This is a genomic window from Sphingomonas sp., assembly GCF_019635515.1.
Classification (GTDB): Bacteria; Pseudomonadota; Alphaproteobacteria; order Sphingomonadales; family Sphingomonadaceae; genus Sphingomonas.
In genome coordinates this window covers 440,063-466,251 of the sequence record NZ_JAHBZI010000002.1, presented here as the reverse complement: position 1 = coordinate 466,251, position 26,189 = coordinate 440,063, and the positions used below count along the sequence as shown (strand labels likewise).

Annotated in this window: 31 protein-coding genes; 15 read left to right on the top strand and 16 right to left on the bottom strand. The window is 66.9% G+C overall.

Going from position 1 to position 26,189, the window contains the following annotated elements:
- On the top strand, positions 1–402 hold the full coding sequence (locus tag KF730_RS14480) for a hypothetical protein (protein WP_294098403.1): 402 nt from the start codon (positions 1–3) through the stop codon (positions 400–402).
- Here KF730_RS14480 and KF730_RS14475 read toward each other — a convergent pair.
- The 7 genes from KF730_RS14475 to pyrE all read right to left on the bottom strand — a co-directional run bounded on the left by KF730_RS14475 (position 399) and on the right by pyrE (position 6,901).
- A complete protein-coding gene (locus tag KF730_RS14475) occupies positions 399–2,408 on the bottom strand; it encodes a TonB-dependent receptor (RefSeq protein ID WP_294098401.1) in 2,010 nt (669 codons plus the stop codon). The genes KF730_RS14480 and KF730_RS14475 overlap by 4 nt on opposite strands.
- Positions 2,405–3,025, bottom strand: coding sequence for a maleylacetoacetate isomerase (maiA, locus tag KF730_RS14470; RefSeq protein ID WP_294098400.1), 621 nt, complete (start codon positions 3,023–3,025; stop codon positions 2,405–2,407). Before maiA ends, KF730_RS14475 begins: the two co-directional genes overlap by 4 nt.
- Positions 3,025–4,149 carry an AI-2E family transporter gene (locus KF730_RS14465; RefSeq protein ID WP_294098398.1) on the bottom strand — a complete coding sequence of 375 codons (1,125 nt, stop codon included), beginning with the start codon at positions 4,147–4,149 and terminating at the stop codon, positions 3,025–3,027. Before KF730_RS14465 ends, maiA begins: the two co-directional genes overlap by 1 nt.
- Positions 4,146–5,027, bottom strand: coding sequence for a signal peptidase I (lepB, locus tag KF730_RS14460; protein WP_294099892.1), 882 nt, complete (start codon positions 5,025–5,027; stop codon positions 4,146–4,148). Before lepB ends, KF730_RS14465 begins: the two co-directional genes overlap by 4 nt.
- Before the next feature lie 17 nt (positions 5,028–5,044).
- Positions 5,045–5,449 (bottom strand): holo-ACP synthase, encoded by a 405-nt coding sequence (gene acpS, locus KF730_RS14455; protein ID WP_294098397.1) that lies wholly within the window; start codon positions 5,447–5,449, stop codon positions 5,045–5,047.
- 145 nt (positions 5,450–5,594) lie between these two features.
- On the bottom strand, positions 5,595–6,323 hold the full coding sequence (locus KF730_RS14450) for a pyridoxine 5'-phosphate synthase (protein WP_294098396.1): 729 nt from the start codon (positions 6,321–6,323) through the stop codon (positions 5,595–5,597).
- Positions 6,320–6,901 carry an orotate phosphoribosyltransferase gene (gene pyrE, locus KF730_RS14445; RefSeq protein ID WP_294098395.1) on the bottom strand — a complete coding sequence of 194 codons (582 nt, stop codon included), beginning with the start codon at positions 6,899–6,901 and terminating at the stop codon, positions 6,320–6,322. The genes KF730_RS14450 and pyrE overlap by 4 nt, the downstream gene beginning before the upstream one ends.
- 173 nt (positions 6,902–7,074) lie before the next feature.
- On the opposite strand from pyrE, the gene coxB reads away from it, so the two are divergent.
- From coxB to KF730_RS14395, 10 genes are all read left to right on the top strand, one after another.
- Complete coding sequence (gene coxB, locus KF730_RS14440; RefSeq protein WP_294098394.1) at positions 7,075–8,235, top strand: cytochrome c oxidase subunit II; 1,161 nt, start codon at positions 7,075–7,077, stop codon at positions 8,233–8,235.
- A 1-nt stretch (position 8,236) separates the two neighbouring features.
- Positions 8,237–9,904 (top strand): cytochrome c oxidase subunit I, encoded by a 1,668-nt coding sequence (ctaD, locus tag KF730_RS14435; protein ID WP_294098392.1) that lies wholly within the window; start codon positions 8,237–8,239, stop codon positions 9,902–9,904.
- A gap of 299 nt (positions 9,905–10,203) precedes the next feature.
- Positions 10,204–11,109 (top strand): heme o synthase, encoded by a 906-nt coding sequence (locus KF730_RS14430; RefSeq protein ID WP_294098389.1) that lies wholly within the window; start codon positions 10,204–10,206, stop codon positions 11,107–11,109.
- The gene (locus tag KF730_RS14425; RefSeq protein ID WP_294098387.1) at positions 11,106–11,273 is read left to right on the top strand and encodes a hypothetical protein; all 168 of its coding nucleotides are present in this window, start codon (positions 11,106–11,108) and stop codon (positions 11,271–11,273) included. The genes KF730_RS14430 and KF730_RS14425 overlap by 4 nt, the downstream gene beginning before the upstream one ends.
- Complete coding sequence (locus KF730_RS14420; protein ID WP_294098385.1) at positions 11,270–11,806, top strand: cytochrome c oxidase assembly protein; 537 nt, start codon at positions 11,270–11,272, stop codon at positions 11,804–11,806. The genes KF730_RS14425 and KF730_RS14420 overlap by 4 nt, the downstream gene beginning before the upstream one ends.
- Before the next feature lie 196 nt (positions 11,807–12,002).
- Positions 12,003–12,887 (top strand): cytochrome c oxidase subunit 3, encoded by an 885-nt coding sequence (locus KF730_RS14415; RefSeq protein ID WP_294098383.1) that lies wholly within the window; start codon positions 12,003–12,005, stop codon positions 12,885–12,887.
- A 45-nt stretch (positions 12,888–12,932) separates the two neighbouring features.
- Positions 12,933–13,292 (top strand): DUF983 domain-containing protein, encoded by a 360-nt coding sequence (locus KF730_RS14410; protein WP_294098381.1) that lies wholly within the window; start codon positions 12,933–12,935, stop codon positions 13,290–13,292.
- On the top strand, positions 13,292–13,909 hold the full coding sequence (locus KF730_RS14405; RefSeq protein ID WP_294098380.1) for an SURF1 family cytochrome oxidase biogenesis protein: 618 nt from the start codon (positions 13,292–13,294) through the stop codon (positions 13,907–13,909). The genes KF730_RS14410 and KF730_RS14405 overlap by 1 nt, the downstream gene beginning before the upstream one ends.
- 345 nt (positions 13,910–14,254) lie before the next feature.
- Positions 14,255–15,655 (top strand): threonine synthase, encoded by a 1,401-nt coding sequence (gene thrC, locus KF730_RS14400; protein WP_294099891.1) that lies wholly within the window; start codon positions 14,255–14,257, stop codon positions 15,653–15,655.
- Positions 15,652–16,521, top strand: coding sequence for a class I SAM-dependent methyltransferase (locus KF730_RS14395; protein WP_294098378.1), 870 nt, complete (start codon positions 15,652–15,654; stop codon positions 16,519–16,521). Before thrC ends, KF730_RS14395 begins: the two co-directional genes overlap by 4 nt.
- Here the strand turns inward: KF730_RS14395 and KF730_RS14390 are convergent.
- The 3 genes from KF730_RS14390 to KF730_RS14380 are packed head-to-tail and all read right to left on the bottom strand — an operon-like array spanning position 16,518 to position 18,108.
- Positions 16,518–17,156, bottom strand: coding sequence for a heme exporter protein CcmB (locus KF730_RS14390; protein WP_294098376.1), 639 nt, complete (start codon positions 17,154–17,156; stop codon positions 16,518–16,520). The two genes, KF730_RS14395 and KF730_RS14390, sit on opposite strands and share 4 nt — an antisense overlap.
- Positions 17,153–17,719 (bottom strand): heme ABC exporter ATP-binding protein CcmA, encoded by a 567-nt coding sequence (gene ccmA, locus KF730_RS14385; protein ID WP_294098374.1) that lies wholly within the window; start codon positions 17,717–17,719, stop codon positions 17,153–17,155. The genes KF730_RS14390 and ccmA overlap by 4 nt, the downstream gene beginning before the upstream one ends.
- Complete coding sequence (locus KF730_RS14380) at positions 17,716–18,108, bottom strand: metallopeptidase family protein (protein WP_294098372.1); 393 nt, start codon at positions 18,106–18,108, stop codon at positions 17,716–17,718. Before KF730_RS14380 ends, ccmA begins: the two co-directional genes overlap by 4 nt.
- A 49-nt stretch (positions 18,109–18,157) precedes the next feature.
- On the opposite strand from KF730_RS14380, the gene KF730_RS14375 reads away from it, so the two are divergent.
- Complete coding sequence (locus KF730_RS14375) at positions 18,158–18,445, top strand: 4a-hydroxytetrahydrobiopterin dehydratase (protein WP_294098370.1); 288 nt, start codon at positions 18,158–18,160, stop codon at positions 18,443–18,445.
- On the opposite strand, the gene KF730_RS14370 is transcribed toward KF730_RS14375, so the two are convergent.
- On the bottom strand, positions 18,438–19,226 hold the full coding sequence (locus KF730_RS14370; protein ID WP_294098368.1) for an SDR family oxidoreductase: 789 nt from the start codon (positions 19,224–19,226) through the stop codon (positions 18,438–18,440). The two genes, KF730_RS14375 and KF730_RS14370, sit on opposite strands and share 8 nt — an antisense overlap.
- 54 nt (positions 19,227–19,280) lie before the next feature.
- Between KF730_RS14370 and KF730_RS14365 the strand changes: the two genes are divergently transcribed.
- Both KF730_RS14365 and KF730_RS14360 read left to right on the top strand, forming a co-directional pair.
- The gene (locus KF730_RS14365) at positions 19,281–20,054 is read left to right on the top strand and encodes an ATP-binding cassette domain-containing protein (protein WP_294098366.1); all 774 of its coding nucleotides are present in this window, start codon (positions 19,281–19,283) and stop codon (positions 20,052–20,054) included.
- 44 nt (positions 20,055–20,098) lie between these two features.
- Entirely contained in the window at positions 20,099–20,938 is an 840-nt protein-coding gene (locus KF730_RS14360; protein WP_294098363.1) for an MliC family protein, read from the top strand.
- On the opposite strand, the gene KF730_RS14355 is transcribed toward KF730_RS14360, so the two are convergent.
- On the bottom strand, positions 20,925–21,068 hold the full coding sequence (locus tag KF730_RS14355) for a hypothetical protein (RefSeq protein WP_294098360.1): 144 nt from the start codon (positions 21,066–21,068) through the stop codon (positions 20,925–20,927). The genes KF730_RS14360 and KF730_RS14355 overlap by 14 nt on opposite strands.
- Before the next feature lie 121 nt (positions 21,069–21,189).
- Here KF730_RS14355 and KF730_RS14350 point away from each other — a divergent pair, with 121 nt between their 5' ends.
- A complete protein-coding gene (locus tag KF730_RS14350) occupies positions 21,190–21,582 on the top strand; it encodes an acyl-CoA thioesterase (protein ID WP_294098359.1) in 393 nt (130 codons plus the stop codon).
- Between the two features lie 490 nt (positions 21,583–22,072).
- On the opposite strand, the gene KF730_RS14345 is transcribed toward KF730_RS14350, so the two are convergent.
- From KF730_RS14345 to KF730_RS14330, 4 genes are all read right to left on the bottom strand, one after another.
- Positions 22,073–22,843: an ABC transporter permease gene (locus tag KF730_RS14345; RefSeq protein ID WP_294098357.1), complete on the bottom strand. Its 771-nt coding sequence runs from the start codon at positions 22,841–22,843 to the stop codon at positions 22,073–22,075.
- The gene (locus KF730_RS14340) at positions 22,840–23,790 is read right to left on the bottom strand and encodes an ABC transporter ATP-binding protein (RefSeq protein ID WP_294098355.1); all 951 of its coding nucleotides are present in this window, start codon (positions 23,788–23,790) and stop codon (positions 22,840–22,842) included. Before KF730_RS14340 ends, KF730_RS14345 begins: the two co-directional genes overlap by 4 nt.
- A gap of 199 nt (positions 23,791–23,989) precedes the next feature.
- Positions 23,990–24,742 carry a DsbA family protein gene (locus tag KF730_RS14335; protein ID WP_294098353.1) on the bottom strand — a complete coding sequence of 251 codons (753 nt, stop codon included), beginning with the start codon at positions 24,740–24,742 and terminating at the stop codon, positions 23,990–23,992.
- A 2-nt stretch (positions 24,743–24,744) separates the two neighbouring features.
- A complete protein-coding gene (locus tag KF730_RS14330) occupies positions 24,745–26,121 on the bottom strand; it encodes a M48 family metalloprotease (protein WP_294099890.1) in 1,377 nt (458 codons plus the stop codon).
- Between the last annotated feature and the right edge of the window lie 68 nt (positions 26,122–26,189).

The following is a 26,189-nucleotide window of genomic DNA, read 5'->3' as shown; positions in this document are numbered from 1 at the left end:
ATGATGCTCATGAACTTGATGGCATTGCTCGCCACCACGCTTGTTTCAGGCGACGCCCAGGAACGGCGCGACCTTGTCGAGGTCGACAGCGGCGAAGCCTATGGCGGCGGAACCTATGTCGCCTCGATCGACCGCGCCTCGCGCAAGAAGGTGGCCGAGGGCGTTGCCGTCACCCAGCATTATGTTTTCAGCAAGCCTCGCGAGGATGGGGCGGTCGATGCCGTGACCGAGTACGTCGTCGATTGCGCGATGCCGCAATATAAGACGATTCGCGACTATCGGGTCGACCGCGCGGGCAAGCTGATTAGCGAAGCGCCGATCACTCGCCTGAACGGCGAGTGGCGCTATGCCGCGCGGCCGGGAATGTCGCAGAAGATCGTCGACGCGGTCTGTACCGGCTAATCGAGCCGCAGGCGCAGCCCCAGCCATAAAGTCCGCGGAGAGGCGCGCTCGATGACGCCGGGGCCGCTGATCCCGGCTTCGATGCGGGCGTCGAAAAGATTCTCGGCGCGGGCTTCGAGGGTGAGCGCCGGAGTCAGCGGCAGCGCGGCGGCGGCGTCGAGGGTTAAGGCGCCCTTCAGGCGGCGGAGATTCTGGTCATCCTCGAACTGCGGGCCGTCGTACCGCGCGGTGACCAACACGCCGGCCCAGGCAAGCGTGGCGCTGGCATGGTGGCGAGCGGTCTGGGCGGGCTGGAGCGCGCCGATCCTCGCATCGACATAGGCATAGGATGCTGAGGAGCTGAACCTGCCGGCCTGATAGCGCGCGTCGAGTTCGATGCCTTTGCCCACCAGTTCGGGCAGGTTGCGGCGCTGGCGATAAACGCCTGCCGCCGAGACGAAGCCGACGCCGGGGAAGGCGCCCGGGCCATTGGCGACAAAGGCATTGGCGATGCCATCGGTCAGGCGATTCCAATAGATCGTCGTGCGCAGCGTCAATTGCGGCGCGGGCCGCCAGTCGATCCCGGCCTCGATGCCGGTCAGCCGCTCGGGGTTTAGCGCGGCATTGGCGGCGGTGGCGTCGGCGCCGGCGCGGAACGGGCGGTAGAGCTCGTTGAGCGTCGGCAGCCGCCAGCCGCGATAGGCGGCGGCGCGCAAGGTCACCGCGCCGAGCGCATAGGCCGCGCCGATGCGGCCGGTGGCTTCCCAGCCGTGGCGGTCGGCGAAGCGGGTGTCGGTGATCGCCGCGCCGCCGGCGAGGGGCCGCTCGACCAGCGAGCCGTTTGCAATGGTCCAATGATCGAGCCGGCCGCCGGCGCTCAGCGTCAACCCGCCCGCTTCGTAGCTGGCGTCGGCGAACCCGCCGAGCGTCATGCTCTCGCCCCCGGCGACGCGGCTGCGCGTCGGCACGCCCGCGACATAGGTGAAAAGCTCCTGGGTGCGCCCCGATACCCGGCGGACATCGCCGCCCAGGCGCAAGGTGATGCCGCCGCCGATCTGCGGCTCGGCTTCGACCCGTCCGCCAATCCCGGTGGCGGGGACATTATATTGGTCGAGCGTCGCGGCGACGGTGTCGCGGGCGTCGTTGATGCTGGCGAAGCCGCTCGCGAAGCTGCGGGTCTGGAGATAGGCGAGCGCCGACCAGTGCCGCCCGACCAGCCGGATGCTGGCATCGGCGCCGTCGCTCTTCACCCGGGTGAAGGCCACGCCACGATCGCGGCGATCGGTGAAGCCCGAGAGATTGGCTTGCAGCTCGGCGCCGCCAAGATCGGTGACGGCGCGCAAAGCGAGGCTGGCCTGTTTGTACGGCGCGGCGCGATCGGCGGGGCCGCGGTCCTCGGCGACGACGGGCACGAAACCGTCACCGCGCGCGACTTGCCCGGCGAAAGTGACGAAGCCGCCGCCGAGTTCGGCCGCGCCGATGGCCCGCGCGTCGAGGCTGCCCCGGCTACCATAAGCGGCGCTGGCATTGAGCGTGCCAAGCTCGGCGGGCGAGCCGCTGGCCAGTTCTACCGTCCCCGCCAGCGCGCCCGGCCCGGCATAGCCGCTGCCACCGCCACGGATGATTCGCGCCGAGGCCAGGCGCTCGGGCAGATAGGCGGGAAACGCCACCCAGCCGCCGAACGGATCGGCCTGGGGCACGCCGTCGAGCAGCAGCAATGCGCGGCTCGACGCGTTGCCGCCAAGCCCGCGCAGGGTGACGCCCTGGCTGGTCGGATGCGCCGAGCGGGAATCGGAGCGGCGGAACTGGGCGAGCCCGGCGGCGTCGCGGAGCGCATCTTCGAGGCGGCCGCTGGCGGTGCCGGTCAGGCGCTCGCGCTCGATCGTGACGATGCCATAGGCGGCATCGCCCGGCGGCGGGGCCAGCCCATGGCCGGTGACGACGATGCTATCGGGATCGGGTGGCGCCTGCTGCGCCAGCGCCGGCGCGGCGAACAGCAAGCCCGCCGCCAGCCCGGCGCATTTCACTTCGGCGCTACCGCATCCGGATGCGCTGCGGCGAAGGCGGGGAGCGCTGAGGCCGCGGCGTCGATCGCCACCAGCCTGGGAAACGCGTCGAGCGGGGTATCGAAGCGCCGGGCGTTGAACATCTGCGGGATCAGGAACAGATCGGCGATCCCCGGCGCATCGCCGCCGAGGAACCGGCCCTCTCCCGCCATCGCTTCCAGCGCGGCGAACCCTTGCGCGATCCAGTGCCGCGTCCAGTCGTTGCGGGCATCCTCCTCGACCCCCATCGCCTTCAGCCGCCGCATCACGCGGAGGTTATTGAGCGGATGGACGTCCATGCCGATCACCATCGCCTGCGCCAGCGCCGCCGCGCGCGCCTGCCCGTCGGCGGGGATCAGGCGCGGCTCGGGAAAACGCGCATCGAGCCAGTCGATGATCGCGAGGCTCTGGGTCAGCACCACGCCATCGGCCTCGAGCGCCGGCACCAGTCCCTGGGGGTTGCGGGCGAGATGCTCCGGTGAGCGCTGCTGGTCCTCGAGCAGCATGATCTCGCGGCGTTCATAGGCCACGCCCTTGAGATTGAGGGCGATGCGGACGCGATAGGCGGCGGACGAGCGGAAATAATCGTAGAGGATCATCACGGTTCCTCGGGCGCGGCATCCTGCGGCGCGCGGCGCCACCGCGGGCGCTTGCCGCTGCTGGCCCGCTCGGCACGTTCGGCCTCGCTCTCCAGCGCGACCTTGATCATCGCCACCATCGGATCCGCGAGCGCCAGCCCGAGCACGCCGAACAGGGCGCTGGCGAGGATCTGCGAGGCGATGGTCAGCGCCGGCGGCATATCGACGGTATGCCGCGCGACCAGCGGCAGCACGACATAGCCGTCGAAATTCTGGACCGCGAAATAGACGATGATCGCCCACACGCCCGTCTCCGGCCCGGCGCTGAAGCCGACCGCGATCATCAGCACGCCCGAGATGAACGCGCCGATATTGGGGATGAAGGCGAGCACGCCGGTGATGATCCCCAGCAGCAGCGCCATCGGCACCCCCGCCGCCCACAGCGCCAGCCAGGTGATCACCCCTTCGAACAGCATGCCGAACAGGCGGCCGGCAAGCAGGCGCCGCATCGTCGTCGCCATCCGCGCCAGCGTGATCGCGAATTCGTCGCGATGCTCGATCGGCACCATCCATTGCAGCCCGCGCTCATAGGTGCGCGGCTCCAGCGCGAGGAACAGGCCGAGGATGGCGATCATCAGCATGCTGGTCGCCGCGCCGATCACCGATCCCACCGCCGAGGTCAGCCGCCCGACCGATCCGATCGCCTGCTGGACAAGGCCGGTCAGGTCCGAGCGGCCGGGCATCAGCCCCATCTCGCTCGCCCAGGCGGCGACGCGATTGGCCTGGACCTCCAGCGTGGTGCGGAGCTGCTCGGCCTGCTGGGCGATCTGGACGCCGGTCAGGTAGAAGACGCCGGCGACGAACGCGATCGCGAGCAGGATGGTGATGACGATCCGCAGCGTGCGCGGGATCGGCAGGATCCGCCCGAGCAGCCGCGCGCCGCCGTCGAGCATCGAGGCGAACACCAGCCCGCCGAAGATGATCAGCAACGGCTGGATCAGCAGCACGACCAGCGCGACCGCGATCGCGAGGCCGAACCACACCGATGCCCGCTTGAGCTCGGCGCGGACCAGCGGGTCGCGCATCTCGTTGGGCCCGGGCTCCTGGACGATATCGACGTGATCGGAGGCGAGGGGGTCGCTCATTTGTCGTCGCGCTGGGGATGGAGCGAGGTGCCGGCGCGGCCCGCGCGGAACGAATTGCCCCAGGTCAGCGGGTTCCAGGTCGCGCTGCCGTCGAGGCTGAAGGTGATGAATTCGGCGCGCCCGCCGATATTCTCCCACGGCACCGGGCCGCCCAATCCCTCGGGCTTGCCGTCGGGGCTGAGCAGCGGATAGCGGCTGTCGGCCGAATTGTCGCGATTGTCGCCCATCAGGAAGACGCGGTTGGCGGGCACGCGGACCTCGGGATAATTGTCGCCGCGGCTGGCGCCGACACCGATATCGATCGTGTCGTAGGAGCGCCCGCCTGGCAGCGTCTCACGGTAGATCGCGACGCGGCAGAAAAGCTGGCCGCCCACGCGGACCTTGCTGTTGCCATAGTGATCGCGGTCGCACTGGGTGTTGGCATCGACCGGAATGTCGCGGTTGCCCATCGCCTGGCGGGGCACCGCGACGCCGTTGAGATAGACGACCCCGCCGCGCACCGCGACGCGGTCTCCCGGCAGGCCGATCACCCGCTTGATATAGTCGGTATTGGTGCCCGGCGGCGTGACGATCACGACATCGCCGCGCTCGGGCAATTTGCCGAGGAACCGTCCGTGTATGAACGGCAGCAGATGGAAGGTCGGGGTGACGAACGAATAGCCATAGGGATATTTGGTCACGACCAGCCGGTCGCCGACCAGCAGCCCCGGCATCATCGATTCGCTGGGAATGTAGAAGGGCTTGGCGATCAGGCTGTGGAAGCCGAGCACCGCCAGCACCAGCCAGAAGACGCCGCGAAGCTCCGCCCACCAATCGGTGCGCGGCCGCGCATCCTCATCGACATGGTCGACGGTCTCGTCGAAATCGCTCCGGCCCAACGCAATCCTTTCCGCCACTACTCGTCCTTCACCGCTTCGATGATCACCATGGCGAAAGCCCAGGGATGATCGTCGGTTAGCGTTAAATGCACCTTAGCGACGTGGCCTTCGGGGGTTAGCGCGTCAAGCCTCGCTCTGGCCCCGCCGGTCAGCGCCAGCGTCGGCGCGCCCGAGGGCGAATTGACCACGCCAATATCCTTCATGAACACCCCGGCCTTGAAGCCGGTGCCCACCGCTTTCGAGAACGCCTCCTTGGCGGCGAAGCGTTTTGCCAGCGTTCCGGCCCGGGTATGCGGGCGCCGCGCGGCCCTGGCACGTTCCGCCTCGGTGAAGACTCGCTGCTCGAATCGTGTCCCGAAACGGTCCAGCGAGGATTGGATGCGTTCGATATTGCAGAGGTCCGAGCCGGTGCCGATGATCATTTGATCCTCCCCGGCACGGGGAGGGGGACCGCCGCGAAGCGGTGGTGGAGGGGGCATGCAACGGGCGTATCGCTGGTGGGGAGCCCCCTCCACCAGCCTGAGGCTGGTCCCCCTCCCCGTTCCGGGGAGGATCTAAGAAGGGATCTCACCGCGCCCCGTCCATCAGTTCGCGCATCCGCCGCACCACCGGAGCGAGCCCGTCGAAGATCGCCTCGCCGATCAGGAAATGGCCGATATTGAGCTCCATCACCTGCGGGATCGCGGCGATCGGGACGACATTGTCGAAGGTCAGGCCATGGCCGGCATGCGGTTCGAGCCCCGCCTTGGCGGCGAGCGCGGCGGCATCGGCGATGCGCTTGAGTTCGGCTTCGCGCTCGCCCTCGTCCAGCTCGCAATAGCGGCCGGTATGAAGCTCGACGACCGGCGCGCGCAGGCGCAGCGCGGCGTCGATCTGGCGGGCGTCGGGCTCGATGAACAAGGAGACACGGCAGCCGGCATCGAGCAATTTGGCGACCATCGGCGCGAGATGGTTGTGCTGCCCCGCCGCGTCCAATCCGCCCTCGGTGGTGCGCTCCTCGCGCTTTTCGGGAACGATGCACACCGCGTGCGGGCGATGGCGCAACGCGATGCCGAGCATCTCCTCGGTCGCCGCCATCTCCAGATTGAGCGGCACGGTCAGCTCGGCGACGAGGCGGGCGATATCCCCGTCGGTGATGTGGCGGCGGTCTTCGCGAAGGTGCGCGGTGATGCCGTCGGCGCCCGCTTCGACCGCGTGCAAGGCGGCGCGGACCGGATCGGGATAGCCCGAACCGCGCGCGTTGCGGACGGTCGCGACGTGATCGATGTTGACGCCGAGGCGGAGCTTGCCGGTCACGCGGTCACCCGGCTCCCGGGCTTGATCGCGGGAATCGCGGCGAGTTCCGGGGGGAGCTGGTCGGCGGGATAGGCGGGCACGTCGAGCTTGAGCAAGGAGACCAACGGCACGCCGACCTCCGCCGCGCCATTCGAACGATCGACGATGCAGGCGGCGCCCAGCAACTCGCCCGGATGCTGGCGGATCGCGGCGATGCATTCGCGCGACGAGAGCCCGGTGGTGACGATATCCTCGACCATCACGATTCGCGCGCCCTCGGGAATCTCGAAGCCACGGCGGAGCTGGAACGCGCCATTCTCACGCTCGACGAACAGCGCCTTGCAGCCCAATGCCCGCGCCGTCTCATAGCCGGGGATGATGCCGCCGATCGCGGGCGACACCACCAGATCGACGGCACCGAACGATTCGCGGATCAGCTTGCCCAGCGCCGAGCAGACCCGCTCGCTGCGCACCGGATCCTCGAAGATCCGCATCTTTTGCAGAAACACCGGCGAGCGCAGCCCCGATGAGAGGATGAAATGCCCTTCGAGCAGCGCGCCCGCGTCGCGGAACTCGTCCAAGATGGCGTCGCCGTGCAAAGTCGCTTCCTCGTCCATGGAGAAGGCGCAGACCTTTAGGACCGGGGCCCGCGCACCGCAACCGCGCGCAAAAAGGGTTGAGAATGGGGCGGCGCGGCGTATAGGCCCATGTTGCAGGGGGCTGTTTCGCGGCCCCTCCTCGGCGCTGCTCGCGAACAGGGTGAATATAGACGATGCGCATGCTTGGGTTGACTTCGATTATCCTCGCGGCCGGGATGGCGTTCGCCGTTCCCGCCACCGCGCAGGAGCCTGCTGCGGCGCCCGCCGCGGTTCCAGCGGCAACCGGAAACGCCGCGGCTCCGGCGGCGACCAGCAGCGCCGCGGCTCCGGCGGCGGCGGAGACCCCCAAGGTCGCCGATCCCACGCTCGACGCGTCGGGACTGCCGAAGACGGCGCCGGTGGCGGGCGTCGGCCAGCCCACCGATGGCAAGTACGGGCTTCAGCAGCAGGTGACGCCGAATGGGCGCACCGCGCACTGGTTCCACGACAACATCCTGTTCTCGCTGATCGCGGCCATCTCGGTCTTCGTGCTGATCCTGCTGGCCTGGGTGATCTTCCGCTATAATCGCCGCAGGAACCCGGTGCCGTCGAAAACCAGTCACAATGTGACGATCGAGATCCTGTGGACCCTCGTCCCGGTGCTGATCCTCGTCGCGATCGCGATCCCGTCGATCAAGCTGCTCGCCGCCCAGTTCAAGCCCGCGCCCAAGGAAGCCGTCACGCTCAAGGCGATCGGCAACCAGTGGTTCTGGAGCTACGAATATCCCGATCATGGCGGCATCCAGCTGACCGCGAACATGCTCCGGGAGAAGGACGATCCGGCGCTCAAGGCCGGCGATCGCTACCGCACCGATCAGGACGGCCCGCGCTTGCTCGCGACCGATCAGCGCGTCGTGCTGCCGGTTGGCGTGCCGATCCGCCTGCTCACCACCGCGCAGGACGTGATCCATGCCTGGGCGGTCCCCGCCTTCTGGATCAAGCTCGACGCGGTGCCGGGCCGGATCAACGAGACCAGCTTCATCATCGAGAAGCCGGGCGTTTATTTCGGGCAATGCTCCGAACTGTGCGGCGCGCGCCACGGCTATATGCCGATCGCCGTCGAAGCGGTGTCGCCCGAAGTGTTCGCGCAGTGGGTGGCGGCCAAGGGCGGCAAGATGCCCGCCCCCGAAGCCGCGACGACCACCGCCGCCGCTCCCGCCGGCAACGAAGCCGACGACACGACCAACGGCGCCGCCGGCGCCAACGTCGCCATCACCAACGCAACCGCTGCTCCAGCAGTGACCAACGCGCCTGCGACCGCCAATCCGGCCGGCGCCGGCAATACGGGCAATTAAGATGACCGAGACCGCAATCGCACACGGCCATGATCATCACGATCATCACGATGCCGATCACAAGCCGGGCTTCTTCGCCCGCTGGTTCATGTCGACGAACCACAAGGACATCGGCACCCTCTATCTGATCTTCGCGATCGTCGCCGGCATCATCGGCGGCGGCATCTCGGGTCTGATGCGCGCCGAGCTGATGCATCCGGGCATCCAGTATCTGCCGCACTGGCTGGGCATGCTCCACGGCGGCCAGCACAGCCTCGACGACGCGCTGCACTTCTGGAACGTGCTGATCACCGCGCACGGCCTGATCATGGTGTTCTTCATGGTCATGCCGGCGATGATCGGCGGCTTCGGCAACTGGTTCGTGCCGATCATGATCGGTGCGCCGGACATGGCGTTCCCGCGCATGAACAACATCTCGTTCTGGCTGCTGATCCCGGCCTTCCTGCTGCTGCTCGCCTCGCCGTTCGTCGGCATCGGCGCGGGCACCGGCTGGACGGTCTATGCGCCGCTTTCCACCTATGGCGAGCCCGGGCCCTCGGTCGACATGGCGATCCTGTCGCTTCACCTGGCGGGCGCCAGCTCGATCCTCGGCGCGATCAACTTCATCACCACCATCTTCAACATGCGCGCGCCGGGCATGACTCTGCACAAGATGCCGCTGTTCGTGTGGTCGGTGCTGATCACCGCGTTCCTGCTGCTGCTGGCGCTGCCGGTGCTCGCCGCCGCGATCACCATGCTGCTGACCGACCGCAACTTCGGCACCGCCTTCTACGATCCGCAATATGGCGGCGATCCGATCCTCTATCAGCACCTGTTCTGGTTCTTCGGCCATCCCGAGGTGTACATCATGATCCTGCCGGGCTTCGGCATGATCAGCCAGATCGTCGCGACCTTCAGCCGCAAGCCGGTGTTCGGCTATCTCGGCATGGCCTATGCCATGGTCGCGATCGGCCTGGTCGGCTTCGTCGTCTGGGCGCACCACATGTTCACCACCGGCATGTCGGTGACGATCAAGATGTACTTCACCGCGGCGACGATGGTGATCGCGGTGCCGACCGGCGTGAAGATCTTCTCGTGGATCGCGACGATGTGGGGCGGCTCGATGAGCTTCAAGACCCCGATGGTCTGGTCGCTCGGCTTCATCTTCATGTTCACCGTCGGCGGCGTCACCGGCGTCGTGCTCGCCAATGGCGGCGTCGACGATTACATGCAGGACACCTATTACGTCGTCGCGCACTTCCACTATGTGCTCAGCCTCGGCGCGGTGTTCTCGCTGTTCGCCGGCTTCTACTACTGGTTCCCGAAAATGTCGGGCCGGATGTATAACGAGCTGCTCGGCCAGCTGCACTTCTGGGTGTTCTTCATCGGCGTGAACGTGATGTTCTTCCCGATGCACTTCCTGGGCCTGCAGGGCATGCCGCGCCGCTACCCGGACTATCCGGACGGCTATGCGCACTGGAACCAGATCGCGACCTATGGCTACATGATCATGGCCGCTTCGATGGCGATCTTCTTCTGGAACGTGATCCAGTCGCTGCTCGCCGGCAAGAAGGCCGAGGGCAATCCGTGGGGCGAGGGCGCGACGACGCTCGAATGGACGCTGTCGAGCCCGCCGCCGTTCCACCAGTTCGAGACGCTGCCGGTCATCGACAGCGATTCGCACCACTAACGTTCGGCCGAAAGGCCTTCGCAGACAGAAGACGCCCCGGGGGAAACTCCGGGGCGTTTTCCGTTTGCGTTCATTTTGGGTCGGTTGACGTCATGGCGCCGGTTGCCTCCGCCCGCCGCGGATGCGATGGCTCTCGCGCAGAGGCACGCGGCACCCCGCTTGAGCCTCGGCCGGGGCGCTGGTTGATCCCATCGGCGGCGCTCCGGCCTACGCGCGGACGATCTGGCCTACGCGCGGACGGTGCGCGCACGCGGGCCCTTTCCCCTTCGCGCCGCGGCTCCTATAGCGCCCGCAACGCCATGACCACGACCACCGCCTCCGCCGCCACCCTTCCCGCCGACTGGCGGGATTTCCTCGCGCTGACCAAACCCAGGGTGATGAGCCTGGTGGTATTCACCGGCCTGTGCGGGATGCTGGCGGCGCCGGTGCCGATCCACCCCGTGCTGGGGTTCACCGCCATTCTGTGCATCGCGCTCGGCGCGGGCGCGGCGGGGGCGCTCAACCAATGGTATGAGAGCGATATCGACGCCAGGATGAAGCGCACCGCCGGTCGCCCGCTGCCCGCCGGCCGCATGGACCGGCAATCGGCGCTGCATTTCGGCGTCGGCCTGTCGGGCTTCAGCCTCGCGCTGATGTATTTCGCGATCAACCTCGCCGCGACGCTGATCCTCGCCGCCTCGATCCTGTTCTACGTCTTCATCTACACGATCTGGCTCAAGCGCCGGACGCCGCAGAACATCGTCATCGGCGGCGCCGCCGGCGCCTTCCCGCCGATGATCGGCTGGGCCGCCGCGACCGGCGACGTGACGCTGCTGCCGATCCTGCTGTTCCTGATCATCTTCCTGTGGACGCCGCCGCATTTCTGGGCGCTCGCGCTGTTCGTGAAGAGCGATTACGAGCAGGCGGGCGTGCCGATGCTGCCGGTGGTGGCGGGCGAGCGCAGCACGCGCATTCAGATCGGGCTCTACACCATCCCGATGGCGGCGGCGGTGATCGCGCCCTGGCCGCTGGGGCTGCTCGGGCCGATCTATGGCTGGACCGCCCTGCTCGGCACCGCGCTGTTCGCATTGTTCGCCGCGCAGGTCACCTTCCGCGCCACCACGCCGGACGACGCGATGGCGCCCGAGAAGCGGCTGTTCAAATATTCGATCCTCTATCTCTTCCTCATTTTCGGCGCACTGGTCGCCGACAGGTGGTTTGCATGACCGACGATCTGATCCGCGCGCCCAAGCCCGCCCCGAGCGAGACCGACCTGATCCGCACGCGCCAGCGCAGCCGCGCCCGGCTGATGGCGGTGCTGCTCGGCGCGTTCGTGATCCTGGTGTTCGCGATCTCGATCGTGAAGATAAAGCTCGGCCATCCGGGATGATCAGCCGCAACCTTCGCACCGCGATCCTCGCCGGGATCGGCGTCTGCACGATGGGCGGATTGGGCTTCGCCGCCGTGCCGCTGTACCGAATGTTCTGCGAGGCGACCGGGCTCAACGGCACCACCCAGCGCGGGCTGCGCGCGCCCGGCACGACGGGCCAGAAGATCACGGTCGCGTTCGACAGCAATGTCGACAAGGGCCTGCCCTGGAAATTCGCGCCAGAGCGCCGCTCCGACACGATCGATATCGGCGGCCGCGACATGGCGTTCTTCACCGCCACCAACAGCAGCGACAAGGCCGTAACCGGCACCGCCACCTTCAACGTCACGCCCAACGTGGCGGGCAAATATTTCACCAAGATCCAGTGCTTCTGCTTCACCCAGCAGACGCTCGATCCCGGCCAGACGGTGCGGATGCCGGTGATCTTCTACGTCGATCCGAAGATCCTGGACGATCCCGACACGAAGGACGTTCAGGAAATCACGCTCTCCTATACTTTTTATCCGGCGGATTCCGCGAAAACGCCGAGCTGAAGAGGCGAATCGGGCCCGCCGCTTCGCGGTCGCCGCAACGCGGCTGCCGGGCAGCGGCACGGGCTCACGCATGGGCGCCGCCGCGCGCCTGCGTGACCTTTCTCGCCGGCGGCCGCCTTGCGGCGATCACGACCGTTGCGGGAAGCGGATTCGCCTCTTAAAGCGACTGCAAACCAGACGAACAGGGAACGTCCTCATGGCCGGTGCCAAGAACCACGACTATCATATCCTGCCGCCCAGCGCCTGGCCGCTGTTCGGCGCGATGTCCGCGCTTGTGCTCGCGGCCGGCGGCATCATGTGGATGCACTCGATGCCCGCCGCCACGCTGGTCTTCTTCGCGGGCGTGGCCGCCGTCGCGATCACCTTCTTCGGCTGGTGGGCGCAGGTCATCCAGGAAGCGCAGCAGGGCGATCACACCCCGGTCGTGCAGCTCCATCTGCGCTACGGAATGATCCTGTTCATCGCTTCCGAAGTGATGTTCTTCGTCGGCTGGTTCTGGGCCTGGTTCGATTTCTCGCTGTTCCCGTCGAGCGTCGAAGCGGTCGGCGGCGTCTGGCCGCCCAAGGGCATGGAAGTGCTCGACGCGTGGCAATTCCCGCTGCTCAACACCCTGATCCTGCTCTGCTCGGGCTGCACCGTGACCTGGGCGCACCATGCGCTGATCCACAACCAGCGCGGCGGCGCGATGAAGGGCCTGTGGGGCCTGATCGGCGTCGGCGAGGATGACGGCGTCAAGAAGGGCCTGTGGCTGACCATCGTCCTGGGCGTGCTGTTCAGCTGCATCCAGGCGTATGAATATGTCCACGCCCCCTTCCCCTTCAAGGCGGCGAGCGAGGGCGGTTCGAGCTATGGCGGCGCCTTCTTCATGGCGACCGGCTTTCACGGCTTCCACGTGCTGGTCGGCACGATCTTCCTGATCGTCAACCTGGTGCGCGCCTATAAGGGCCACTTCACCCCGCGCCAGCATTTCGGCTTCGAAGCGGCGGCCTGGTACTGGCACTTCGTCGACGTGGTGTGGCTGTTCCTGTTCGCGTCGATCTATGTCTGGGGCGGCTGGGGCGCTGCGGTCCACGGCGGATAAGTGTCCAGCGACACCGATCAGCTCTCGGGGGGAGGCGGCGCGAGCTTGCCTCCCCCTGTTGATTCCGGGCTGAGGGGCAGCTGTCCGCGCTGCGGCGCGAGGACGCTGTTCAGGAACTTCGCCGGCTTCGCCGACAAATGCGGCGCCTGCGGCCTCGATTATTCGAAGTTCAACGTCGGCGACGGGCCGGTGGTGTTCATGACGCTCGGCATCGGCGCGCTGGTCGTGATGCTGGCATTGTGGGTGGAATTCACTTTCGAACCCGGGGTGCTGATCCACGTCCTGCTGTGGGTTCCGCTGACGCTGGCGCTGGTGATGGTCAGCCTGCGTTTCGCCAAGGGGCTGCTGCTCGCGCTCGAATATCGCAACCGCGCGCGGGAAGCGCGGCTCAAGGAGCCCGAATGATGCCGCGCCTGCCCTTGATCCCGACGGCGATTGTCGGTCTGTGCGTCGCCGTGATGATCGCGCTCGGCGTCTGGCAGCTGGCGATCCGCCTGCCGCAAAAGGAGGCGCAGCTCGCCCAGCTCGCCGCCAATCCCGCCAAGCCCGAGATCGCCTTTCCCAGATTCCCCGACGATTCGCTGCTGTTCCGCAAGGCCAGCGGTTTCTGCCTCCAGCCGGTATCGAGCCAGTTGACCGGCGCGGGCAATGCCGGGTTCCGCTTCATCGTCGAGTGCCGCACCGGCGGGCTCGAAGGGCCGGGCATGCTGGTCCAGTTGGGCACGACTCGCGATCCCAACGCGAAGCCGGAATGGAAAGGCGGCGCGGTCAGCGGCCGGATCAGCCACGCGCCAGACAGCCGCTCGCTGCTCGCCACGCTGTTCGATCGCACCCCCAAGCGCCTGATGCTGATCGCCGACACCCCCGCCCCGGGCCTGACCGCCAACGGCACGCCGGACATTTCCAGCGTGCCCAACAACCATCTCGCCTATGGCGTGCAATGGTTCCTGTTCGCGCTGGTCGCGGCGGTGATCTATGTGCTGGCGCTGGCGTGGCGGGAGCGGGCGGCCCCCAAATCGTAAACTGCATCCCCAAAACCCTTCCAATGTAGGATTTCGCCTGCTCTATCCTGATCGATGCAGCCACGGCCGATCGCCCTTTCGCCACCCAGCGTACTTGTCGCGCAAGTGTCGCGTCCGTGTCGCTTCACCGTCTCAACCTGTCGCGCCGCCGTCGCGCAGGTGTCGCCGCGCTGTCCTCCCGGCGTCGCCAAGCTGTCGCGTCGCCGGCGGCGCCCCAGAGCGGCGCAACCTTCGCCCCTCGAAAACACTAAACTTCCTCAACATTCGCGCGCGTCGCGCCTCCGAATGCCGCTAAAGTTCGGCTTTCTTGCCCCCGTCCCCGCCCGCCGCTACGCGCTGGAGATCATGCGCTACATCAGCACCCGCGGCACCGCGCCGACCCTTGGCTTTCGCGACGTCACCTTGGCCGGCCTCGCCAGCGATGGCGGGCTCTACGTGCCCGAGAGCTGGCCCAGCTTCACTCGCGAGCAGATCGCCGGGCTGAAGGGCCTCTCCTATGTCGAGACCGCCGTCCGTGTGATGCTGCCCTTCGTCGAAGGCGACATCGGCGAAGACGAGCTGCGCGCGCTCTGCACCCAGGCCTATGGCCGCTTCAGCCATGCCGCGGTGACGCCCTTGGCGCAGCTCGACGAGCGCCACTTCCTGCTCGAACTGTTCCACGGGCCGACGCTCGCCTTCAAGGACGTGGCGCTGCAATTGCTGGGGCTGTTGTTCGAGAGGTTCCTGGGCGGGACCGGCGAGAACCTCACCATCGTCGGCGCGACGTCGGGCGATACCGGCTCGGCGGCGATCGACGCGGTCGCCGGGCGGCACGGCATCCAGATCTTCATGCTCCACCCCAGGGGTCGCGTCTCGGATGTCCAGCGCCGCCAGATGACGACGGTGCTCGCCCCCAACGTCCACAATATCGCCATCGAGGGCAGCTTCGACGATGCCCAGGCGCTGGTGAAGGCGATGTTCAACGACAGTGATTTCGCCGGGCGCTTCCAGGTCACCGCGGTCAATTCGATCAACTGGGCGCGGCTGATGGCGCAAATCGTCTATTATTTCTACGCCGCCGTCCGACTCGGTGCGCCCGAGCGGCCGGTCGCCTTCTCGGTGCCGACGGGCAATTTCGGCGACGTGTTCGCGGGCTATGTCGCGTCGCGGATGGGCCTGCCCGTGGCGAAGCTGATCGTCGCCACCAACGTCAACGACATCCTCCACCGCGCGCTCTCGGCGGGCGACTATTCGGCGGGGACGGTGACGCCGACCGCGGCGCCTTCGATGGACATCCAGGTCAGCTCGAACTTCGAGCGGCTGCTGTTCGACCTCGCCGGCGGCTCGGTCGCCGAGCAGATGGCCGGGTTCGAATCAAGCAAGGCAATGCGGCTGAGCAATGCGCAGCGCGAGGGCGCCGCGTCACTGCTCGCCAGCGACCGTATCGAGCCGGGTGAGATGAACGAAGCGATGCGCTGGGCGTCTTCGGAAGCCGGGCAGGTGATCGATCCGCACACCGCGATCGGCCTCGCCGCCGCGCGCCGCGCCGATCTGCCCGCCGATGTGCCGGTGGTGACGCTGGCGACCGCGCACCCCGCCAAGTTCGCCGACGCGGTCGAACGCGCGACCGGGCGGCGCCCCTCGGTGCCCGCCCGCGCCGGCGATCTGTTCGAACGGCAGGAGCGCTATGAGGTGCTGCCCGCGACCTTCGAAGCCGTCAGCGCCTATATCGCCGAACGCGCGACGCCGAAGGGCGCCGCCGCGTGAAGCTCGTCACGCTCACCGGCGAGCCCTGGGCGGATTACGGGCTGATCGACAGCGGCCATGGCCGCAAGCTCGAACGCTATGGCGACTATCGTTTCATCCGTCCCGAACCGCAGGCGATGTGGGCACCGGCCTCCGCGGACTGGGACGCGCATGGCGAGTTCCTCCCCGCCCCCGACGATGAGGGCGGCGGGCGGTGGCACTATGCGAAGCCGACCCCGCGCGAGGGCTGGCCGCTTCGCTGGGAGGAAGTGGCCTTCACCGCTCAGACCACGCCGTTCCGCCATTTGGGCTTCTTCCCCGATATGGCGCCGGTGTGGAGCTGGATGCGCGAACAGGTTTCCGACAAGCCAGAGCCGGAAGTCATGAACCTGTTCGGCTATACCGGCGTCGGCACGCTGGCGATGGCCGCCAAGGGCGCGCGGATGACCCATGTCGACGCCTCGAAGAAATCGGTCGCCGAGGGCAAGGCCAATGCCGAACTGTCGGGCATGGCCGACTTGCCCGTTCGCTGGATGATCGACGACGCCGGCAAGTTCACCGCCCGCGAGGTTCGCCGCGGCCGCCGCTATGACGGTATCATCCTCGATCCGCCCAAATGGGGTCGCGGCCCCAATGGCGAGGTCTGGAAGCTCGAAGAGGGCCTGCCCGGCCTGATCGCCGATTGCCGCGCTTTGCTCGATGCGGATTCGCGCTTCCTGTTCCTCACCGTCTACGCGGTACGGATGTCGGCGCTGGCGATCGGCGAGCTGGTCCGCCAGCATTTCGCCGATCTCGGAGGGACGGTCGAAGCCGGCGAACTCACCGTCCGCGAGGAAGCGCGCGGGCTGGAATTGCCGACGGCGATCTTCGCGCGGTGGAGCCGCTAGGAGCGGCCCATGCGAATGGCGGCGCCGGCGACGAACGGGCAGCCGGCGACAAGCAGAAGGCTGAAGGCCCCGAGCAGCTTGAGCGCGCCGGCCTGATCGGCGGTGGCGCCGAAGATGAGGAGGGGAACCGCGAAGGGCAGCATCACCAGCCCGGCCAATGCGCCGGCACCGCGCAGCCCCGCGACCAGAGCGGCGGTGGCAGTGCCGAGCGCCGCGAGACCGGGTGTGCCGATGGCGAGGGCGGTCAGGATCGGAAGGAGGGTTTCGTTGGGCAGACGGAGCAGGGCGGCTGCGATCACCGTCGCGGCAAGCAAGGCCGGCGCGAAACCCAGCCAATGCCCGGCCATCTTGGCGGCGGCGACCGCCGAATCGGACAGGCCTCGCGCCGCGAACTGGTCGAGCACGCCGCTCTCTGCGTCGGGCGTGATCAGCCGCTCGACGGGGAGCAACGCCGCGAGCAGCGCCGCGCTCCAGATCACCCCGCCGCCGACCCGGGCAAGCAGCTTGCCGTCGGGCCCGATCGCGAAAGGAAACAGGATGGCGACGAGCAGGAAGAACGCCACCGGCAGCACCAGCCCGCCGCTCGACCAGGCGCGGCGCACTTCACGCCAGGTGATCGAAGCGAGCGCGTTCAAAGCGTTACCTCGATCGCATCCGGCAGCGCGATGGGCAAATGGGTCGCGACCAGCGCGATGCCGCCGCCAGCCCGGTGGCTGGCGATGAGCGCTTCGAGCGATCGAACCGAGCTGTCGTCCAGACCATTGGCGGGCTCATCGAGCAGCCAGACCGGCGCGCCGCTCGCCACCACTCGCGCCAGCGCCGCGCGGCGGCGCTGGCCGGTAGAGAGCAATCGCACCGGCACTTGCGCCAGTTCGGCGAGACCGGCCGCTTCCAGCGCCGCGGCCACCGCGTCCGGGCGCCCGTCGATCCGCGCCCAGAATCGCAAGGCGGCGTTAAGGCTTAGCTCCGGATCGAGCGCCGCCGCCTCGCTGAGCAAAGCCCGCGCCCCTTCGCCTTGTACCGAGCCCGATGTCGGAGCGAGCAGCCCGGCGGCGATTCGGATCAGGCTCGATTTGCCTGCCCCGTTCGGCCCGGTCACCAGCGCCGCCTGCCCTGGTGCCAGCGCAAAGCTCAGCGCCTCGAACAGCAGCCGCCCGCCTCTCGCGCAAGTCGCATCGCGGAAAGCGAGGCCGTTCACCCGGCAGCGTCTTCCAGCGCATGCATATCGTCATCGGACAGACCAAAATGATGCCCGACCTCATGGATCACGACATGGGTGATCAGGTCGCCAAGATCGACGCCGGTTTCGCACCATTCGGCGAGCAGAGGCTGGCGATAGAGGTGGATGCGATCGGGCAGCGCGCCGCTTTCGAAGGTGGATTTCTCGCCGACCGGGCGGCCGTGATAAAGGCCGGTCAGGCCGAACGGATCCTCGATGCCGAGAGCGTCCAGCGTTTCGTCGTCGGCGAACTCGTCAACGATCAGCACGACATCGCCGAGATAGCTCGCGAACGGCTCCGGAATGCGCGCGAGCGCCTCGCGGGCCATTGCCTCGATCATGGCTGCATCTGGGGCTTGCCGGGTCATCCTGAGCGGCATAGGCGGTCAGCAAGCGCTACGGCAAGGAGAGCTAGGCATGGTGACGCGGCTGACCGAGGGATTGCGAGCCGAATCGCTGGCGGCGCTGCCCGAATGGGCGCACGAGGCCGAGCGCGACGCGATCGTGCGGACCTTCACCTTCAGGGACTTCAACGAAGCGTTCGGCTTCATGACCCGTGTCGCCCTGCTCGCCGACAAGGCCGATCACCATCCCGAATGGTCGAACGTGTGGAACCGGGTCACGATCCTGCTGACCACCCACGACGCCGACGGGCTTTCGATCCGCGATATCCAGATGGCGCAGGCGATCGACGCGCTTATTTGAACGCCTTGCCGGTCATCCTGCGGAGCGAGCCGGGGAACCAGCGCGCCATGAACCACAAGCGGTGCGCGGTCTTGCCGACGCGGGTGTGGACCGCCTTGCGGCTCTCGAGGATGTTCCAGACGGTCTTGGCGACCTCATCGACCGGCGTGATCTCCAGTCCCGCGCCGCGCACCGATTCGCGCACGGTGCGGTTGGTGTCCTGGCCAACATGGTTGAGCAACGGTGTCTCGATGAAGCTCGGCATCAGCGATCCGACATAGATACCCTCGGGCGCCCATTCGGCATTGAGCGACTCGGCGAATCCCCGCATCGCGAACTTGCCGGCGCAATAGATCGACATGCCGGCATTGCCGGCGATGCCCGCCGCCGAGCTGGTCAGGATCATCGCCGATCCGGGTGTGGCGGCGAGAAGCGCGTGTGCGGCCTTGGCACCGTAAATCATGCCGTTGATATTGATATCGAGGCCCCGGTCGATGTCGGTGTCGGACATGCCTTCGAGCTGGCCGGCGACGGCGATGCCAGCATTGTTGAACAGGAAATCGAGGCGGCCGCCGCTGGCCTCGGCAAACTCGGCGAGCGCCTGCGCCCATTGGCCGCGATCGCGCACGTCCATGACATGGGTGGTCGCCATGCCATCGGGAAGCATCTTCCTGGTCGCTTCCAGCCCGGCGGCGTTGATGTCCGCAAGCCCGATGCGCCAGCTGCGTGCAGCCAGATCCTTGGCGACCGCCTGACCGATTCCCGACGCGCCGCCGGTGATGAATGCCGCCTTGGTGGCCATCGGCCCCTCTCCCCTTTTTGACCTTTGCGCGATCATCCCGCACAAATCGGCGCGATGCCAGAGCAAACGCGCAGCGTTATCTACAAAAATGTCAGCAAGGCATTTGCCGGCGGGGTGACCGCTGTCGATCAGGTGACGCTGGAGATCGCTGGCGGCAGCTTCGTGGCATTGGTCGGCAGTTCCGGTTCGGGCAAATCGACTTTGCTCAAGATGGTCAACCGGCTGATCGATCCCAGCGGCGGCGAGGTTTGCATCGGTAGCGACCCGGTCTCCACCCAGCCGGTGCACCTGCTGCGGCGGCGGATCGGCTATGTCTTCCAGAATGTCGGACTGTTCCCGCATATGAGCGTGGCGGAGAATATCGCGATCCCGCTCAGGCTGGCGGGCGAGCGCGACACGGCGGCGCGCGTGGCCGAATTGCTGGCGCTGGTCGAGCTGCCCGCTGAGATGGCGGTGCGTATGCCCGATGCGCTTTCGGGCGGGCAGCGCCAGCGCGTCGGCGTGGCGCGAGCACTGGCGACGGCGCCGGGCATACTGCTGATGGACGAGCCGTTCGGGGCGCTCGATCCGGTCACCCGGGCGGGGCTCGGCAAGGCGATTCGCGCGCTCCACGACCGGCTCGGGCTGACGACGATCCTGGTGACGCACGACATGGCCGAGGCGCTGCTGCTCGCCGACCGGGTGCTGGTGATGCAGTCGGGGCGGATCGTCGCCGATGCCACGCCCGCAAACCTGCTGGCGGGCACGGGCGGCGCGGCGGCCAATGCCTTGCTGGCCGTGCCGCGCGAACAGGCCGAGCGGCTGGCGGAATTGGAACGAGCCTCCTGATCCGGCGTTCGTTACGCTGACAGAAGAATATCAGGGGTCTATCGATGCGTCCTATCCTGCTTGCCGCCTGCGCGCTCGGCGCGTGCACGATCCAGCCCGCCGACCAGAACCAGACGGTCAATGACACCGTGGTGGCCGACAATGTCGTCGCCGAGACGGTGCCCAATCCGCCGCCGCTGCAACCGGTCCCGGACAATGCCGCCAACGGCGCGGATACGATGACGGTTACGCCGGCGATCGACGAGACCGCGCAGGGCGCTGCCGATGTCGTGCAGCGTTATTATGCGCTGATCAGCGAGAAGAAATATGCCGAGGCCTGGGCGCTGTGGGAGGATGTCGGCAAGGCATCGGGGATGAGCGCGCAGGCGTTTGCGGCGAGCTTCGACAAATATGCCACCTACACCGCGCAGGTCGGTGCACCGGGCGCGGTGGATGCCGGCGCGGGGCAGCGCTTCGTGACGGTGCCGGTGCAGGTGGGCGGCAAGCTCAAGACCGGCGCGCTGGTCAGCATGACCGGATCGGTGACGCTCCACCGCACGATCGTCGATGGTGCGAGCGCGGAGCAGAAGAGCTGGCGCATCCGCACCGCCGACATCAAGCCGCGCCCCGATTCCGGCGCAACGACGCCGCCGCCACCGCTCGATAACCGCTCGACCGCGCGGTACAAATGCATCGACGGATCACGGATGACCGCGGCGTTCGACCCCGATAACGGCAAGGTGACGATCACCCGGGCCGGCAAGACCCTCGTGCTCAAGCAGGAGCGCGTCGCGTCGGGCGTCCGCTATGCGGCGGGCGGGACCAGCTTCGCCGGCAAGGGCGAGAGCATGACCTTTACCCAGCAAGGGCTGCCGCCTTTGCCGTGCAGCCCTATCCGCCGATAAGATTGGCGATCACCGCCATATCGGCGTTGCTGACCGCGGCGCCGGTGACATCGGTGAGGCCGGTGGCATTCTCCACTGCCGCCGTCTCCTTGTCGCCAAGGCCGATGCTGGTGACCGCGAAGAACAGCACACCCGCCGCCCATAGCAAAGCCGACCAGCGACTACGGAAGATCCGTGATGGGTTTCTCGGAAACATGACCGCAGCTATGGCACGGATCGAGTGAACACCCCGCTTCGAAAGCTGGTTACCGATGACGCCTTTTCGCCAGACGATCACCGCTCAGGCTGACGACATCGACGAGCTCGGCCATGTCAACAATGCGGTGTGGGTGAAGTGGATTCAGGATGTGGCGGTGGCGCATTGGATGGCGCTGGCGCCGCCCGAGGATCACGCCGCCTATTTCTGGGTGATCACCCGCCACGAGATCGATTATCGCAGCAGCGTCCTCGAAGGCGAGACGGTCACCGGCGAGACCTGGGTGCAGGATCCGCCGCGCGGAGCGCGGTTCAACCGCCACATGAAATTCACCGGCGCCGACGGCAAGATCAAGCTCGAGGCGGTTTCGACCTGGGCGATCATGGAACGCGCCACGGGCAGGCTGGCGCGCGTTCCCAAACATCTGGCGGAGCTGTTCCTCGACTGAGCGACGGGGCGACGAACCGCGCGAATGTTGAGGAAGTTTAGTGTTTTCGGGGTACGCAACATTCGCGCCTCTGGGGACGGCACGTTCCCGCGACGGCGAGGCGACACCGGCGCGACACCCACGCTACACCGGCGCGACACTCCGCGACACTGGCCCGACACCCCCACGACGCCGACGCGACATTGGCGATCCGGCAAGCTGGATTATTCAAGGTTTCAAAGAGCGACCGAGGTTATCGGCCGGTCGAGCCAAGCAGGCGAAATCCTACATTGCAACGGTGTTCTTCACCCTTTGTCACCCCGGACTTGTTCGGTGCTTATCCCGCTCGGACATGTGCGGCTCCCCGGCGAAGTCAGGGTCCAGTTGGGGGACAGATATTGACGGGCGCAGCGCTTCGTTACAGCGACCTCTCCACCTGGGGCCCGGCCTTCGCCGGGGAACCACAGGAGACAATGCTCGAATGGGATAAGCACCCTACATTGCAAGCAGGCTAGTTCTTGAGCCGGTAGCCGGTGCGGAAGATCGTCACGATCAGGCCGAGGCACAGCGCGAGGAAGGCGCCGGTGAAGCCGAGGCTCCAGGCGATATCGACATCGCCCTTGCCGAAGAAGCTCCAGCGGAAGCCGCTGACCAGATAGACCACCGGATTGAACAGGCTGACGGTGCGCCATGGCTGGGGCAGCATATCGATCGAATAAAAGGCGCCGCCGAGAAAGGTGAGCGGCGTCACCAGCAGCGCGGGGACGATGTTGAGCTGTTCGAAGCCATTGGCCCAGATGCCGATGATGAAGCCGAACATCGAGAAGGTGACCGAGGTCAGCAGCAGGAAGGCGAGCATCGCCAGCGGATGATCGATGCGCAGCGGCACGAAAAAGGCCGAGGTGAAGAGGATGATCAGCCCGATCACGATCGATTTGGTCGCCGCCGCGCCGACGAAGCCGATCACCATCTCCACCGCCGAGATCGGCGCCGACAGCAATTCGAACACCGTGCCGGTGAATTTGGGGAAGTAGATGCCGATCGAGGCATTGGCGATGCTCTGCGTCAGCAGCGAGAGCATGATCAGCCCGGGCACCAGGAAGCTGCCATAATTGACGTCGCCGATCGAATCGATGCGGCTGCCGATCGCGCCGCCGAAGACGATGAAATAGAGCGAGGTGGTGATCACCGGGGTGGCGATCGATTGCCAGAGGGTGCGCAGGGTGCGCGCCATCTCGAACCTGTAGATCGCCCAGATGCCGTGGATGTTGACGCCGGTCATGCCGCGGCTCCTTCGTTGGACGCTTCCTTGTGCTCGACCAGATCGACGAAGATGTCCTCGAGGCTCGACTTGGAGGTATCGAGATCCTTGAAGCCGATGCCGAGATCGCCGAGCTTGCGGAGCAACGACGGGATGCCGGTGCGCTCTGCCTGGGCATCGAACACATAGCGCAGGCGATGGCCTTCATCCTCGATCGTCAGATGCCAATCGGCGAGATCGGCGGGAACAACGGTCATCGGCTCGACCAGGGTGATGTCCATCTCGCGCTTACCGAGCTTCTTCATCAGCTCGGTCTTGTTCTCGACGAGGAGCAATTGCCCCTTGTTGATGACGCCGACGCGATCGGCCATCTCCTCGGCCTCTTCGATATAGTGGGTGGTGAGGATGATCGTGGTGCCGCGCTCGCGCAGCTTGCCGATCAGCTTCCACATATCGCGCCTGAGCGACACATCGACGCCGGCGGTGGGCTCGTCGAGGAACAGGATATCGGGCTCGTGGCTGAGCGCCTTGGCGATCATCACGCGGCGCTTCATGCCGCCCGACAATTCCATGATCTTGTTGTCGCGCTTGTCCCACAGCGACAGATCCTTGAGCACCTGATCGCAATGCGCCTGGTCGGGCGCCTTGCCGAACAGGCCGCGTGAGAAACGCAGGGTCGAGCCGACCGTCGAGAACATGTCGACCGCGATCTCCTGCGGGACCAGCCCGATCTTCGAGCGCGCTTCGCGGGGGGATCGGATCGCGTCATGGCCATCGACCAGGATCGTCCCCGAACTCGGCGTGACGATGCCGCAGATGATCGAGATCAACGTCGTCTTGCCGGCGCCGTTCGGCCCCAGCAGCGCGAAGATCTCGCCGCGCTGGATATCGAGATCGACATGATCGAGCGCCTTGTGGCCCGAGGCATAGGTCTTGCTGACCTGAGTGACCGACAGGATGGATGACATGGAAACCCCGAGGGAACGGAACGGCCCCGTTACGTAGGGTGTGGTATGATGCGGAGCAAGGCGGCGGGATTAAATCCTCCCCGGCACGGGGAGGTGGCAGCGCGAAGCGCTGACGGAGGGGGCGCTCCACAAAGCGCAGCGTTTGCGGCACGCCCCCTCCACCACCTTCGCTGGTCCCCCTCCCCGTGCCGGGGAGGATTTATTGCTTGCGCGCTTCCGCCACCGCTTCCGCCAGGCCCTCATAATCGCGGGCGCCGTAATAAAGCTTGCCGCCTATGACCCAGCTCGGCGTTCCGGTCATCGCCAGCTTCTGGCCCAGCGCGTGATTGGCGTCGATCTCGGCCTTCACCGCCTGAGAGCCGATCGACTTCTTCGCCGCGCCCAGATCGAGCCCGGCCTTGGCGGCGGCGGCGGCGATCGCCTCGCCGTTCGGCGGGCCTTCGGCATAGAGCGCGTCGTGGAAGGGGCGGAACTTGTTCTGTTCGGCGGCGGCCAGCGCCCAGCGCGCGGCGACGATGCTGTCGGGGCCGAGCACCGGATATTCGCGGTAGACGATGCGGACGTTCGGATCCTTGGCGATCAGCTCCTCGATCCCCGGCAGGCTGGCGCGGCAATAGCCACAGGCATAATCCATGAACGCGACCACGGTGACGTCACCTTGCGGGTTACCCGCCCAGGCGCCGGCATAGGGCTTGCGCACCGCGGCAAGGTTCGCGGGCAGCGCCTTTTGCGCGTCCAGCTCGGCCTGTTCGGCCCTGGCGGCATCGCCGGCGCGGAGCTTGTCGATCGCCTCGGGCAGGATTTCGGGATGGGCGAGGATATAGCCGCGGACGAGATGGCCAGCGAGCGGCGAGCCGGGGATCAGCAGGAAGCCGAGCAGAATGACCATCGGAATCTGCGCGATCGCGAGCAGTTGCAGCGTTGCGCGATTGAAGAGCGGTTTATCGGCCATGATCAATTGCGCTTCTTGCGCTTTTCCTCGTCGAGCGCGGTCTGCGACACCATCATGATATCCTGGGCGCGGACCCAATCGGGCGAACCCGCCGGCAGCCCGCCCATGGCCCGCCGGGCGGACATCAACGCGGTGCGCGCGTCGCCCATCAGATTGGAGCGTTCGGCGGTGGCGAGCGCGGTACGCGGCTCATCGCCCTTGCGGTCATAGACGGTGCCGAGGTTCATCCAGGCGAAGGGATTGTCATTGTCGCGCGCCACCGCCTGCTTGAGCACGCGCTCGGCCTCGTCGAGATTGGCCTGATCCTCGGTGGCGAGCAGCGCATGGCCGAAGGTGGCGGCGATCAGCGGCTGATTGTGGGAGAGCTCGGTTGCCTCGCGCAGCGGCGCCAGCGCCTCGCGCGGCTTGCCCGATTCGAGCAGGATCTGCCCTTCGAGCTCGAGGAAATAGGGATCGTTCGGCGCGATCTTGACCAGCGCGGTCGTCTCCGCCGCGGCCTGCTCGGGATAGCCCGATTTGTGATAGGCATAGGCGCGCGCATAATGCGCCGCGACCGACTGATCGCTGAGCGGATAGCGCTGGAGCGTCACCTTGGGCTCCTTGACATAGCCGCGCAGCTTGGCCTGGACGCGCTGGAAGCGGGCCTCCATCACCGGATCGAGCGGCTTGTTCCACGCGGCCGAGCTCTGGACGTCCTTTTTGAGATTCTCGACGCGTTCGGCGGACATCGGGTGGGTCTGGCTGAACGGATCGATCTCGGGCTGGTTCTTCGTCGCGTAATAGCCGTAGCGATGCATGTCGATCGTCAGCTTGTTGAAGAAGTCGAGAAAGCCCTTGCCGCTGATTCCCGCCTTGTCGAGATAGCCGGCACCGGCGGCGTCGGCCGAGCTTTCCTGGACGCGGCTGAAGGCGAGATATTTGCCGATCGCGGCGCGCTGGCCCATCATCAGGATGCCGGTGCCCGCCTCGGGCGAGCCCGCCGCCATCGCCGCGGCGCCGAGCAACAGGCTGAGGATCGAGATGCCGCCATAGCCGCCATCACGATTGAACACGGCGTGGCCGCCGGTGATGTGGCCGATCTCGTGCGCGATCACGCCCTGGACCTCGTTGGCGCTATCGGCGGCGTCGATCAGGCCGGTATGGACATAGACGATCTGGCCGCCGGCGACGAAGGCGTTGACCGAAGGATCGCCGATCAGCACGACCTTGGCATCGGCGGGGCGGAGCCCGGCGGCCTCGAACAGGGGCCGCGCCATATCGTTGAGCAGCGATTCGGTCTCGGCGTCACGGAGAATGCCCTGCGCCAGCACCGGAGTCGCGGCGAAGCACGACAGGCAGAGCAGGGCCAGAAAGCAAGCGAAGCGCTTCATGCGCGGCATCATCGTCTGAAACTCCCCGTAGGTCCAATGCTCTCGCGTTTTGGCCATGAACGCCGGGTGAAGCGGGC